8 protein-coding genes are annotated in these 13,838 nt (G+C 62.0%); 6 read left to right on the forward strand and 2 right to left on the reverse strand.

Annotation, left to right across the window (positions count from 1 at the left end):
* Positions 1-142 precede the first annotated feature (142 nt).
* Genes ODQ19_RS12495 through ODQ19_RS12505 form a run of 3 tightly spaced genes read left to right on the forward strand, consistent with a single transcriptional unit; the run spans position 143 to position 5,922 of the window.
* The gene (locus tag ODQ19_RS12495; RefSeq protein ID WP_330210176.1) at positions 143-3,364 is read left to right on the forward strand and encodes an efflux RND transporter permease subunit; all 3,222 of its coding nucleotides are present in this window, start codon (positions 143-145) and stop codon (positions 3,362-3,364) included.
* Complete coding sequence (locus ODQ19_RS12500; protein WP_330210177.1) at positions 3,354-4,523, forward strand: efflux RND transporter periplasmic adaptor subunit; 1,170 nt, start codon at positions 3,354-3,356, stop codon at positions 4,521-4,523. Before ODQ19_RS12495 ends, ODQ19_RS12500 begins: the two co-directional genes overlap by 11 nt.
* Positions 4,507-5,922 (forward strand): efflux transporter outer membrane subunit, encoded by a 1,416-nt coding sequence (locus tag ODQ19_RS12505; RefSeq protein WP_330210178.1) that lies wholly within the window; start codon positions 4,507-4,509, stop codon positions 5,920-5,922. Before ODQ19_RS12500 ends, ODQ19_RS12505 begins: the two co-directional genes overlap by 17 nt.
* Positions 5,923-6,040: 118 nt before the next feature.
* Here ODQ19_RS12505 and ODQ19_RS12510 read toward each other — a convergent pair whose 3' ends face one another.
* Both ODQ19_RS12510 and ODQ19_RS12515 read right to left on the reverse strand, forming a co-directional pair.
* The gene (locus ODQ19_RS12510; RefSeq protein ID WP_330210179.1) at positions 6,041-7,324 is read right to left on the reverse strand and encodes a Zn-dependent hydrolase; all 1,284 of its coding nucleotides are present in this window, start codon (positions 7,322-7,324) and stop codon (positions 6,041-6,043) included.
* A gap of 176 nt (positions 7,325-7,500) precedes the next feature.
* Entirely contained in the window at positions 7,501-8,988 is a 1,488-nt protein-coding gene (locus ODQ19_RS12515; RefSeq protein WP_116665768.1) for an NCS1 family nucleobase:cation symporter-1, read from the reverse strand.
* Between the two features lie 593 nt (positions 8,989-9,581).
* Between ODQ19_RS12515 and hydA the strand changes: the two genes are divergently transcribed.
* The 3 genes from hydA (at position 9,582) to preA (ending at position 13,817) form a co-directional block, all read left to right on the forward strand.
* Positions 9,582-11,021, forward strand: a complete 1,440-nt coding sequence (hydA, locus tag ODQ19_RS12520) for a dihydropyrimidinase (RefSeq protein ID WP_330210180.1) — start codon at positions 9,582-9,584, stop codon at positions 11,019-11,021.
* A gap of 154 nt (positions 11,022-11,175) precedes the next feature.
* Entirely contained in the window at positions 11,176-12,543 is a 1,368-nt protein-coding gene (locus ODQ19_RS12525; protein ID WP_330210194.1) for an NAD(P)-dependent oxidoreductase, read from the forward strand.
* On the forward strand, positions 12,543-13,817 hold the full coding sequence (gene preA / locus ODQ19_RS12530) for an NAD-dependent dihydropyrimidine dehydrogenase subunit PreA (RefSeq protein WP_197881877.1): 1,275 nt from the start codon (positions 12,543-12,545) through the stop codon (positions 13,815-13,817). The genes ODQ19_RS12525 and preA overlap by 1 nt, the downstream gene beginning before the upstream one ends.
* The last annotated feature ends 21 nt before the right edge of the window (positions 13,818-13,838 follow it).

Here is a 13,838-nt window from a genome sequence, read left to right on the forward strand (position 1 = left end):
CCCTTCCTGGAACAAATGAATCCCTATGAAAGTATCTTCAGCCGTTAACTAAAACTTCCTTCACCTGGCTGAAAGGTGCGTGTTAGGTGGGTCGGTCAAGACTGCCGGGGTTTGCAATCCTGCTCTTCTCGGAGACTCACGCATGCTCGGGCTGGTAAAGACCGCACTGCACAAGCCGTACACCTTCATCGTGCTGGCTATATTCATCTGCATCATCGGGCCGATGGCAGCCTTGCGCACGCCCACGGATGTTTTTCCCGATATCGGCATTCCCGTGGTCGCCGTGGTCTGGCAGTACAACGGCCTGTCCCCGGACGCCATGGCCGGCCGGGTGATATACACCTATGAACGCTCCCTGAGCACCACCGTCAACGACATCGAACATATCGAGTCGCAATCGTTGCCCGGCATGGGCATCGTCAAGATCTTCTTCCAGCCCGGCGTGGATATCCGTACCGCCAATGCCCAGGTCACGGCGGTGTCACAAACCGTGCTCAAGCAAATGCCACCGGGCATCACCCCGCCGCTGATCCTCAACTACAGCGCCTCCACGGTGCCGATCCTGCAAATGGCGTTCTCCAGCCCCAGCCTTTCGGAAGCCAAAATTCGCGACCTGGTGCAGAACAATATCCGCCTGCCCTTGAGCGCCCTGCCCGGCCTGGCCATGCCTACACCGATGGGTGGCAAGCAACGGCAGATCACCCTCGACCTCGACCCTCAAGCCCTAGCCGCCAAAGGCTTGTCGGCCCAGGATGTGGGCAATGCCCTGGCGCTGCAGAACCAGATCATCCCGGTGGGCACCGCCAAGCTGGGCCCCAACGAATACACGATCCTGCTCAACAACAGCCCCAAGGCCATCGATGAACTCAACGACCTGCCGATCAAGACCGTCGACGGTGCGCTGATCACCATCGGCCAAGTGGCCCATGTGCGCGACGGCTCACCGCCGCAAACCAACATCGTGCGGGTCGACGGCCATCGCGCCGTGCTGATGCCGGCGCTGAAAAACGGCAGCATCTCCACCCTGTCGATCATCGACGGTATCCGCCAGATGCTGCCGCGCATCAACGAAACCCTGCCACCGTCGCTGAAAACCTCGCTGCTGGGCGATGCCTCGGTGTTCGTCAAGCAGTCGGTGGGCAGCGTGGCCCAGGAAGGCATTATTGCCGCACTGCTCACCAGTGCGATGATCCTGCTGTTTCTTGGCAGTTGGCGCTCGACCTTGATCATCGCCGCGTCGATTCCCCTGGCAGTGCTCTCGGCCATCGCGCTGTTGGCCGTCAGTGGGCAAACCCTCAACGTCATGACATTGGGCGGGCTGGCGTTGGCGGTGGGCATCCTGGTGGATGACGCCACGGTGACCATCGAAAACATCAACTGGCACCTAGAGCAAGGCAAGGCGGTGAAGACCGCAATTCTCGACGGTGCGGCGCAAATCGTCGGCCCGGCGTTCGTCTCGCTGTTGTGCATTTGCATCGTGTTCGTGCCGATGTTTTTGCTGCAAGGCATCGCCGGTTACCTGTTCCGGCCGATGGCATTGGCGGTGATCTTCGCCATGGCCAGTTCGTTCATTCTCTCGCGCACCCTGGTGCCGACACTGGCGATGTATTTGCTCAAACCGCATAGGCCGGAGCCAGGCGCGGGGCATCATCCGGAAGATGCATTCATCAACCACCACGAGGGTGAACAACACCTGAAACCACGCAATGCGTTGCTGCAATCGGTGCTGAATTTTCAACAGGGATTCGAGCGGCACTTTTCCAATGTCCGCGACACCTACCATGGCCTGCTGACGCTGGCACTGGGCGCACGCAAGTGCTTCATTGTCGGGTTCCTGGCCTGCGTACTCGCGTCGTTGCTGCTGTTGCCGAGCCTGGGCCAGGACTTTTTCCCGGCCACCGATGCGGGTGCCTTGGCCCTGCATGTGCGCTTGCCGCTGGGCACGCGCATCGAGGAAAGCGCCGCGGCGTTCGACCGCATCGAAGCGCGGATCCGCGAGGTCATCCCGGCCGAAGAACTGGACACCATCGTCGACAATATTGGCATTCCGCTCAGCGGCATCGACATGGCCTACAGCAGCAGCGGCACCATCGGCCCGCAGGATGGCGATATTCAAGTCAGCTTGAAAACGCACCACGCGCCCACCGCCGACTATGTGAAAAAACTGCGCGAAGCCCTGCCGCAAAGTTTCCCCGGCAGCCACTTTGCGTTCCTGCCGGCGGACATCAGCAGCCAGATCCTCAACTTCGGCGCCCCCGCCCCGCTGGACGTCAAAATCTCCGGGCGCAATGACGCAGAAAACCGCGCTTATGCCGTCGAACTTGAACGGCGCTTGCAGCATGTACCGGGGATTGCCGACCTGCGCATCCAGCAGTCCACCGGCTACCCCTCGCTGCAAGTAAACGTGGACCGCATGCGCGCCAATGGCCTGGGCATCACCGAGCGTGACGTCACCAACAGCATGGTCGCCTCCCTCGCCGGCAGCTCGCAAACCGCACCGACCTTCTGGCTCAACCCGGCCAACGGCGTGTCTTACTCCATCGTCGCCGCCACCCCGCAATACCGCCTCGACAGCCTGCCGTCGCTGGAGGCGCTGCCGGTGACCGGTGCCGATGGGCAGGCGCAAATTCTCGGCGGCGTGGCCACCATCTCCCGGGTACAAAGCCCGGCCGTGGTGACCCACTACAACATCGAACCGACCCTGGACCTGTACGCCAACGTGCAAGGTCGCGACCTCGGCGGTGTGGCCCGCGATGTGCAAAAGGTGCTGGATGACACTGCGTCCATGCGCCCCAAAGGGGCGACCATCAGCCTGCACGGGCAGATCGATGCGCTGCATGAGGCGTTCAGCGGCTTGAGCTTCGGGCTGCTCGGCGCGGTGGTGCTGATCTACTTGCTGATCGTGGTCAACTTCCAGTCATGGGCCGACCCCTTTGTGATCATCACGGCGTTGCCGGCAGCATTGGCGGGCATCGTGTGGATGCTGTTCCTCAGTGGCACCTCGTTGTCGGTGCCAGCACTCACCGGTGCCATCTTGTGCATGGGCGTGGCCACCGCCAACTCGATCCTGGTAGTGAGCTTCTGCCGTGAGCGCCTGGCCGAACATGGCGATGCGTTGAAAGCCGCACTGGAAGCTGGCTACACGCGCTTTCGCCCGGTGTGCATGACTGCCCTGGCAATGATCATCGGCATGTTGCCCCTGGCCATTTCCGAGGAGCAGAACGCCCCGCTCGGCCGAGCGGTCATCGGTGGCTTGATCTTCGCCACCATCGCCACTTTGTTGTTTGTTCCCGTGGTCTTCAGCCTGGTCCACGGCCGTCATCCTACTCGCGTAACTGCTGGAGAAACGCCCCATGTCGCCTGATCAAAAACCCTCGCGCAAGCGTCTGATGCTCCTGGGTGTCGGTGGCCTGACGTTGGCTGCCCTGTTAGTCGCCAGCGGCCTGCACGCGCGTACGCTGCACGAGCAATCGGTCACCGCCTGGACCGAAGCCGCCGCCGTCCCCCAGGTGATGGTGTTCCAACCCAAGCCAAATGCCGGCGGTGACACCCTGCGCCTGCCCGCTCACCTGGAGGCGTGGAGCAAGGCGGCGATCCATGCGCGGGTCAGCGGCTACTTGAAGGACTGGAAAGTCGACATCGGCGCCCAGGTCAAGGCCGGGCAAATCCTCGCCGAAATCGACAGCCCCGACCTCGACCAACAACTGGCCCAGGCCCATGCGCGCCTGATCCAGCAACAAGCCAATGCACACCTGGCAGCCACCACGGCGACCCGCTGGCAAAACCTGCTGGCCAGCCATTCGGTATCGCGCCAGGACGCCGATGAAAAAACTTCCAATGCCGCAGCCGCCAAGGCCAACACCGAAGCCGCGGCAGCAGACTACGCGCGACTGTTCGCCCTGGAAGGCTACAAGACCCTTCGCGCGCCGTTCGCCGGCACCATCACCGCCCGCAACACGGACATCGGCCAGTTGATCAAGGCCGATAACGCCAGCGATCCGGAACTGTTCAACATTGCCGACACCCACCAACTGCGTTTGTACGTGCCGGTACCGCAGAACTATGCAGCGGTCATTCATACAGGCCTTGAGGCCGAACTGACCGTCCCTGAGCACCCCGGCAAGCATTTCAAGGCACGCCTGATCGGTGACTCCACCGCCATCGACCGCCGCTCCGGCACCCTGCTCGCCCAATTCGTCGCCGACAACCCCAACGGCGAACTGCTGCCGGGCGATTACGCCGAAGTCACCCTGCCGATTCCGGCTGACACCCATGGCGTGAGCATCCCCGCCAGCGCCTTGATCTTCCGCGCCCAGGGCACCCAGGTTGCGGTACTGGACGGTCGCAACCATGTGCACCTGCAAGACATTCATATTGGCCTGGACCTCGGCGAGCGCCTGGTGATCGACCAGGGCTTGAAGCCTGCTGACCGCATCATCGACAACCCGCCCGACGCCCTGCGCGAAGGCGACCCGGTGCAACTGGCTGACGCCTCGGGAGGTGCGCATGCGCCCAAGGCTTAAACCGCTGGCGGCGTTGATGCTGCTGGCGTTGCAGGGTTGTTCGATGGCGCCCAGCTATACAGTGCCGTCGATTGACCTGCCCGCCCACTACCGCGAACAAACCAGCGATGGCCCCTGGCACAGCGCGCAACCGTCGGATCAACTGGCGCCCCAGTGGTGGCAGCTCTACAACGATTCGCGCCTGAACGCGCTGCAACAGCAACTGCTCAAGGCCAACCCGGACCTGGCCGCGGCGCTGGCGCACTTCGATGCGTCCCAGGCCTATGCCAGTCAACTGCACGCGGGCCTTTTCCCGCAAATCACCGCCAGCGCGCAACCGCTGCGCCAGCGTCAATCGGATTCACGACCGTTACGCGGCACTACACAGCCGTCGGTGTATAACAGCAATACCGCCGGGTTCGCCCTGGGTTACGACCTCGACCTGTGGGGCAGAATCCGCAACCAGGTCGCCGCGGGCGATGCCCAGGCACAAGCGTCCTTTGATGATTTGGCGGTGGTGCGCTTGAGCCTCCAACAGCAGTTGGCGAGCCTGTATGTGCAGCTCAATGGGTTGGATGCACAGCGCCGAATCCTGAACACTTCGTTGCAGGATTTGCGCCAGGCGCTGCAACTGACCCGCAGCCGTTATGAAGGCCAGATTGCGTCCGAACTGGACCTGACCCGCGCGCAGAACCAACTGGCCGAAGCCAAGGCGCAGCTGGACGAAGTGCGTGGCCAGCGCAACCTCGCCGAACATGCCATCGGCGAATTGGTGGGCGTGACGGCCAGTGATTTTTCATTACCGAGCAGCTCGCAGTTAATGGCGTTGCCAGGCATTCCGGCGCAGTTACCCAGCCACCTGCTGCAGCGTCGCCCGGACATTGCCGCAGCTGAACGTCGCGTGTTTGCGGCCAATGCAACTATAGGCGTGGCCAAGGCGGCATGGTTTCCGGATTTCAGTTTGACCGGTGTGCTGGGCGGGCAGACCCAAGGCGTTGGCAACCTGCTGTCCGCCGGCAACCGGTATTGGGCACTGGGGCCGCTGATGAACCTGCCGATCTTCGACGGCGGGCGCTTGAGCGCCAACGACCGCCAGGCCAAGGCCGAGTTCGAGGAGGCCTCGGCACAGTACCGTAGCCACGTATTGAAAGCCGTGCGCGAGGTGGAAGATAACCTCGCACAACTGCGGGATCTGCAGCAGCAAGCCGAGGACGAGCAAGCGGCGGCAGAGGCGGCGCAACATACCCAGGCCTTGGCGATGAACAGCTATCAGGCCGGGGCGGTGAGTTACCTGAACGTGGTCACCGCCCAAACCGCCGCGTTGCAGGCACAGAGAACGTTGCAGGCGGTGCAGACCCGGCAATTGCAAGCGAGTGTGGGACTTTTGACCGCACTCGGCGGCGGCTGGCAGCCGGGTTAATACCCACTGATCGTTCCCACGCTCTGCGTGGGAACGCCGCTCAGGACGCTCTGCGTCTGCCTCTAAATCGTGACGCGGAGCGTCACAGGGTGCATTCCCACGCGGAGCGTGGGAACGATCAGGCCGCGAGCTGGCCGCTGGCGATGGCCGCTGAAGCGGCCACCATCGCGCGCAACAACACCGCACACCCTGCCGCCAGGTCATCCGGCGCGGCATTTTCGATTTCGTTATGGCTGATGCCGCCTTCACACGGTACAAAGATCATCCCCGCCGGGCCCAGCTCAGCGACGAAGATTGCGTCGTGCCCTGCCCCACTGACGATGTCCATGTTCGACAAGCCCAAGCCATTGGCGGCATTGCGCACCGCCTCCACGCAGCCTTTGTCAAAGTACAGCGGCGGGAAGTCCGCCGTAGGCTGCATGTCGAAACTCAAGCCATGTTTGGCGCAGGTGTCTTCGATCACCTGACGCACCTGGGCAATCATCGAATCCAGCCGCGCCGGTTCCAGATGACGAAAATCCAGGGTCATGCGCACTTCACCGGGAATCACGTTGCGCGATCCCGGATACGCTTGCAGGCAACCCACCGTGCCGCACGCATGGGGCTGATGCGCCAACGCCGCCGCGTTCACGGCAGCCACCACCGCCGCCGCGCCGACCAGGGCATCCTTGCGCAAGTGCATGGGTGTAGGGCCGGCATGGGCTTCAACACCGCGCAGCTTCAGGTCGAACCACTTTTGCCCGAGGGCGCCGAGCACCACGCCGATGGTTTTGTGTTCATCCTCCAGAATCGGCCCTTGTTCGATATGCGCCTCGAAATACGCGCCGACCTTATGCCCGCTGACTGGCCGCGTTCCGGCATAGCCAATCGCGTTCAACGCCTCCCCCACGCTGACGCCATCCGCGTCGACCTTGGCCAGGGTATCGGCCAGGGTGAACTTCTCGGCAAACACCCCTGAGCCCATCATGCACGGCGGGAAGCGCGAGCCTTCTTCGTTGGTCCACACCACCACTTCCAGCGGCGCCTCGGTTTCCACCTTGAGGTCGTTGAGGGTGCGCAGCACTTCCACACCGGCCAGCACGCCGAAGCAACCGTCGAACTTGCCGCCGGTAGGCTGGGTGTCGATATGGCTGCCGGTCATCACCGGTGGCAGGTCGGGATTGCGGCCGGGACGACGCGCGAAGATATTGCCGATGCCGTCGATGGTCACGGTGCAACCCGCCGCTTCACACCACTGCACGAAGAGATCGCGAGCCTTGCGGTCGAGGTCGGTAAGGGCCAGGCGACACACACCGCCCTTGGGCGTGGCGCCGAGTTTGGCCAGGTCCATCAGCGACTGCCACAGTCGGTCGCGGTTGATGTGCTGATGGGGCGATTGCAGAACGTCGACGGCAGCGTTCATGGGGGTCTCCTCAGGCTGATTTTCTTATGAGTCGGCTCGATCCAACGGTGTAAAGAAGTCAAAAATGTGGGAGCGGGCTTGCTCGCGAAAGCGGTGTGTCAGTCACCGAAAATGTCGCTTGGACTACCGCATTCGCGAGCAAGCCCGCTCCCACATTTGGATTGCATTTCAACGCATTACAACGGGGCCTTGGCGGTGATCGGGCTCGCCCCGCGTTTGGCATTCAAGCCGTAATACAACACCCCGCCCAACGCCGAGCCGGTGAACCAGCCGTAGCTGTAGAACCAGCTGAACGCATCGCTGCCCAGCGACAGCAGCGTCAGCACCACCGGTACGCCAAAGGCGATAAAGCCACTCCAGTTCCAGGCCGGGTACACGTCGTCGCGGTACAGGCCGGCCAGGTCCAACTGTTGTCTGCGGGTTATGAAATAGTCCACCACCATGATCCCGGCAATCGGCCCCAGCAGGCTTGAATAGCCCAGCAGCCAATTGGAATACACGGTTTCCAGGCTGACGTCCGAGACGATGAGCCCGAGTTTTTTCAGCAGTTCATGGGCCATCAGCGCCAGCCCTACCAGGCCGGTGAGGATCACCGCCGTGGTGCGGTTGATCAGCTTGGGCGCAATGTTCTGGAAGTCGTTGGTGGGCGAGACGATGTTCGCCGCGGTGTTGGTGGACAAGGTCGCGACGATGATCAGCGCCATGGCGATGGCCACCCACACCGGGCTCTGGATATGGCCGATCAGGCTCACCGGGTCGGAGACGCTCACCCCCACCAGTTTCACCGAGGCGGCGGTCATGACCACGCCGAGGGCGGCGAACAGGAACATGGTCAGCGGCAAGCCGAAGATCTGCCCGAGGATCTGATCTTTCTGACTCTTGGCGTAGCGACTGAAGTCGGGAATGTTCAGTGACAAGGTGGCCCAGAAGCCCACCATCGCCGTAAGCCCCGCCATGAAGTAACCGGTGAGGCTGGCGCCTTCGGGGCGCTTGGGTGGGATCGCCATCAACTCGCTGAGGGACACGTTGGGCATCGCCCATACCAGCAGCCCAACCCCCACCGCCACCAGCAGCGGCGCCGACAAGGTTTCCAGGCGCTTGATCGACTCGGCGCCGCGCAGCACCACCCACAGGTTCAAGCACCAGAACAGCATGAATCCGATCACCTCACCGGTACCGCCGAGGGCTTTCCAGCCGTCGAAAATCGAGCCCAGGAACAGGTGGATCGCCAGCCCGCCGAACATCGTCTGGATACCAAACCAGCCGCAGGCCACCAGCGCGCGGATCAGGCACGGTACGTTGGAGCCGAGGATGCCAAAGGACGAACGCAACAGCACCGGAAACGGAATGCCGTACTTGGTGCCCGGAAACGCGTTGAGGGTCAGCGGGATCAACACCACGATATTGGCCAGCAGGATCGCCATCAGCGCCTCCCCCACCGACAGCCCGAAATACGCCGTGAGCACCCCGCCCAGGGTGTAGGTGGGCACGCAGATCGACATGCCGACCCACAGCGCCGTGATGTGCCATTTGTTCCAGGTGCGCTCGTGCACTTTGGTAGGTGCCATGTCGTGGTTGTAGCGAGGGCTGTCGAGGACGTCGGGGCCGGCGTCGAGTTCGTACAGGCCGTTGCGCTCGATGACTTGCGATCTGTTCTGTTGCATGGCCGCTCCACGGTTTTTTTAAAATTATTGTTGCTCACCTGCACGCTAGGTTCAGGTGGCCGGAGTACCGCATCAACAACATGCCATCCAGGGTTCCGACCAACTGCCCGTGCACTCAATAACCGTGCCGACAACCGCCTCTGAACCCGCACCGCTTGTATAACTTGCTGATGTTTATCAGCTTTCCAATTGAGCCTACGGTACTTGCCGCACGCGTCAGGCTAAACAATATGCAAGTTGCCCGAACCTGCAGGTCTCAAACTGGTGCATCACAATTATTTTTATTTCTCGGCGCCGTCAAGCGGCATATCTCAAGCGCCTGATTTGCAATAAGAAATATTGACCAGAACAAGAACCTGTCAAGTGCGTCAAAACAGGGTGGGTGTGCTTCATTTTGGTGAAAATAGGATTTTTCCTATAAATATCAAAAAGATAAAACACACAAAAGTTTGCTAAAAATCTTCTTGCTCATTCGAAAAACTCGGGCTAGTTTCTATTCCTGTCACCGATGACAGGAATTAACCAACCCTCGGTACGCAGTATTACAACACTTAGAACTGGCACAAGCCGGTCAAGCCTGTGAGGAACTCGACATGTCGCTGTTGATCCGTGGCGCCACCGTTATTACCCATGATGAAAGTTACCGCGCCGATGTGTTATGCGCAGAGGGTCTAATTCGCGCCATTGGCACGAATCTGGATATTCCCGCAGGCACTGAAATACTCGACGGCAGCGGCCAATACTTGATGCCGGGCGGCATCGACCCCCATACCCATATGCAACTGCCCTTCATGGGCACCGTGGCCAGTGAAGACTTTTTCAGTGGTACGGCGGCAGGCTTGGCCGGTGGTACCACGTCGATCATCGACTTTGTGATTCCCAACCCGCAGCAGTCGCTGATGGAAGCTTTCCACCAATGGCGCGGCTGGGCCGCAAAGTCCGCCGCCGACTACGGGTTTCACGTAGCTATCACCTGGTGGAGCGAGCAGGTACGCGAGGAAATGGCTGAGTTGGTCAGCCATCACGGCATCAATAGCTTCAAGCATTTCATGGCCTACAAGAACGCGATCATGGCTGCCGATGACACCTTGGTCGCCAGTTTCGAACGCTGCCTGGAACTCGGCGCGGTGCCCACTGTGCATGCTGAAAATGGCGAACTGGTGTATCACCTGCAACGCAAGCTGATGGCCCAGGGCATCACCGGGCCAGAAGCCCATCCGCTGTCGCGCCCGTCCCAGGTGGAAGGCGAAGCGGCCAGCCGCGCCATCCGGATTGCCGAGACCATCGGCACGCCGCTGTACCTGGTGCATGTGTCGACGAAGGAAGCCCTGGATGAAATCACCTATGCCCGGGGCAAGGGCCAGGCGGTATACGGTGAAGTGCTCGCCGGCCACCTGTTGCTCGATGACAGTGTGTACCAGCACCCCGACTGGCAGACCGCCGCCGGTTATGTGATGAGCCCGCCATTCCGCCCACGCGGGCACCAAGAGGCGCTGTGGCACGGCCTGCAAGCGGGCAACCTGCACACCACCGCCACCGACCACTGCTGCTTCTGCGCCGAGCAAAAAGCCGCCGGGCGTGACGACTTCAGCAAGATCCCCAACGGTACCGCCGGCATTGAAGACCGTATGGCGCTGCTGTGGCACGAAGGCGTCAATACCGGGCGTTTGTCGATGCAGGAATTTGTCGCACTGACCTCCACCAACACCGCAAAGATCTTCAACCTCTACCCACGCAAAGGCGCGATACGCGTAGGCGCCGATGCCGACCTGGTGCTATGGGACCCCGAGGGCACGCGGACGATTTCCGCCAAGACCCACCATCAGCAGGTGGACTTCAACATCTTCGAAGGCAAGACCGTGCGCGGCGTGCCCAGCCACACCATCAGCCAGGGCAAGCTGGTGTGGGCCGATGGTGACCTGCGCGCCGAGCGAGGAGCCGGACGGTATGTGGAGCGGCCGGCGTATCCGTCGGTATTCGAGCAGTTGAGCAAGCGGGCAGCGCTTTCCAAGCCAGTGGCTGTGAACCGCTAAACCACCCTTCGCGAGCAAGCCCGCTCCCACATTTGATCCCATTTCAACAGGACAAATGCGGTGGAATGTGGGAGCTGGCTTGCCTGCGATGAGGCCAGCCCAGGCCACAAATAACCAGTGCCCGGCAGAGGCACAGAACCGTGAGGCCAACACCGTGATCCAGACCCTGACCCACCTCCCCCACCCCCGTGAAGACGGGGCCACCCTCGCCAGCCAGTTCACCGACCTGGCACCGCCCCTCAACGCCCGCCAGGCCCAACTGGAAGCCTCGCGCTGCCTGTACTGCTACGACGCACCCTGCGTGAATGCGTGCCCCAGCGAGATCGATATCCCCTCGTTCATCCGCAATATCCACACCGAGAACGTGCAAGGTGCCGCGCAGAAAATCCTCTCGGCCAACATCCTCGGTGGCAGTTGCGCACGGGTGTGCCCGACAGAAATCCTTTGCCAGCAAGCGTGCGTACGCAATAACGCCGAAGAATGCGCCCCTGTGCTGATCGGCCTGTTGCAACGCTACGCCATCGACAACGCGCACTTCAGCGAACACCCGTTCCAACGCGCCGCGCCCACCGGCAAACGCATCGCCGTGGTCGGCGCCGGGCCAGCGGGTTTGGCCTGCGCCCACCGCGCCGCCTTGCACGGTCATGACGTGGTGATGTTCGAAGCGCGGGAAAAAGCCGGCGGCCTGAATGAATACGGGATCGCCAAATACAAACTGGTGGACGACTTCGCCCAGAAGGAACTGGATTTCCTCCTGCAGATTGGCGGCATCGAGGTTCGCCACGGCCAGCGCCTGGGCGACAACCTGACCTTGAGCGAACTGCGCCAGCAGTTCGATTCGGTGTTCCTAGGCCTGGGTCTCGCTGCCAGCAAACAGCTGGGTCTGCCTTTTGAGGACGCCCCCGGCCTGCTCGCCGCCACCGACTATATCCGCGAACTGCGCCAGGCCGACGACCTCACCCAACTGCCCCTGGCCGACCGTTGCATTGTGCTCGGCGCCGGGAACACCGCCATCGACATGGCCGTGCAAATGGCCCGCCTCGGTGCCCGCGATGTCAACCTGGTGTACCGCCGTGGCCTGGCCGACATGGGCGCGACCCACCACGAACAGGACATCGCCAAGGCCAATCAAGTACGGCTGTTGACCTGGGCCCAACCCGACGAAGTTCTGCTCGACGACCAAGGCCGCGTACGCGGCATGCGCTTTGCCCGCACCCACCTGGAAAACGGTCGCCTGCTGCCTACCGGGGAAACCTTCGAACTGGCCGCCGATGCGATCTTCAAGGCGATCGGGCAAGGCTTCGACAACGACGCCCTGCACGACCCGCTGGCCCAGCAACTGCACCGCGTGGGCGAGCGTATCTTCGTCGATGAGCAACTGCGCACCAGCATCCCTGGGGTGTATGCCGGCGGCGATTGCGTCAGCCTCGGCCAGGACCTCACCGTGCAGGCGGTACAACATGGCAAGCGGGCCGCCGAAGCCATGCATGCCCAACTCATGCTGACTGTGGAGGCTGCGTAATGGCCGATCTCTCGATTGTATTCGCCGGAATCAAAGCGCCCAATCCGTTCTGGCTGGCTTCCGCGCCGCCCACCGACAAAGCCTACAACGTGGTGCGCGCCTTCGAGGCCGGCTGGGGTGGCGTCGTGTGGAAAACCCTGGGGGAAGACCCGGCGGCGGTGAACGTGTCGTCGCGTTACTCCGCGCACTATGGCGCCAACCGCGAAGTGCTGGGCATCAACAATATCGAACTGATCACCGACCGTTCTCTGGAGATCAACCTGCGGGAAATCACCCAGGTGAAAAAGGACTGGCCGGACCGCGCGCTGATCGTCTCGCTGATGGTGCCTTGTGTCGAAGCGTCCTGGAAAAACATCCTGCCCTTGGTGGAGGCGACCGGCTGCGACGGCATCGAGCTGAACTTCGGCTGCCCTCACGGCATGCCCGAACGGGGCATGGGCGCTGCCGTCGGCCAGGTGCCGGAGTACGTGGAGCAAGTGACGCGCTGGTGCAAAACGTATTGCTCGCTGCCGGTGATCGTCAAACTCACGCCGAACATCACCGACATCCGCGTGGCCGCGCGGGCGGCCTATCGCGGTGGCGCGGATGCGGTGTCGCTGATCAACACCATCAACTCCATCACCAGCGTGGACCTGGAACGCATGGTCGCCCTGCCGGTGGTCGGCACCCAGAGCACCCATGGCGGTTACTGCGGCTCAGCGGTCAAGCCGATTGCGTTGAACATGGTCGCCGAAATCGCCCGCGACCCACAGACCAACGGCCTGCCGATCTGCGGCATCGGCGGTATCGGTACCTGGCGGGATGCGGCGGAGTTTGTCGCCCTGGGCTGCGGCGCGGTACAGGTGTGCACGGCGGCGATGCTGCATGGGTTTCGCATCGTTGAAGAGATGAAGGACGGCTTGTCGCGCTGGATGGACAGCCAGGGCCATGCCAACCTGCAGGCGTTTTCCGGGCGGGCGGTGGGCAACACCACGGACTGGAAGTACCTGGACATCAACTACCAGGTCATCGCCAAGATTGATCAAGCGGCGTGCATTGGCTGTGGGCGTTGCCATATTGCCTGCGAGGACACCTCGCACCAGGCCATTGCCAGCTTGAAGCAGGCCGATGGCACGCATCGGTATGAGGTGATCGACGATGAGTGCGTGGGCTGCAACCTGTGCCAGATCACCTGCCCGGTGGCCGACTGCATCGAGATGGTGCCGATCGATACCGGCAAGCCGTTTTTGAACTGGACGCAGGACCCCCGCAATCCTTACCGCGAAGCGGTGTAATCCTTGCCCCTCGTTCCCACG

The sequence above is a fragment of the Pseudomonas sp. AM4(2022) genome (assembly GCF_036346515.1).
Taxonomy (GTDB): domain Bacteria; phylum Pseudomonadota; class Gammaproteobacteria; order Pseudomonadales; family Pseudomonadaceae; genus Aquipseudomonas; species Aquipseudomonas paracarnis.

Coding starts and splice junctions, on each gene's coding strand:
- ODQ19_RS12495 (WP_330210176.1), top strand. CDS start 143: ATGCTCGGGCTGGTAAAGACCGCACTGCACAAGCCGTACACCTTCATC.
- ODQ19_RS12510 (WP_330210179.1), bottom strand. CDS start 7,324: ATGAACGCTGCCGTCGACGTTCTGCAATCGCCCCATCAGCACATCAAC.
- ODQ19_RS12515 (WP_116665768.1), bottom strand. CDS start 8,988: ATGCAACAGAACAGATCGCAAGTCATCGAGCGCAACGGCCTGTACGAA.
- ODQ19_RS12505 (WP_330210178.1), top strand. CDS start 4,507: ATGCGCCCAAGGCTTAAACCGCTGGCGGCGTTGATGCTGCTGGCGTTG.
- preA (WP_197881877.1), top strand. CDS start 12,543: ATGGCCGATCTCTCGATTGTATTCGCCGGAATCAAAGCGCCCAATCCG.
- ODQ19_RS12500 (WP_330210177.1), top strand. CDS start 3,354: ATGTCGCCTGATCAAAAACCCTCGCGCAAGCGTCTGATGCTCCTGGGT.
- hydA (WP_330210180.1), top strand. CDS start 9,582: ATGTCGCTGTTGATCCGTGGCGCCACCGTTATTACCCATGATGAAAGT.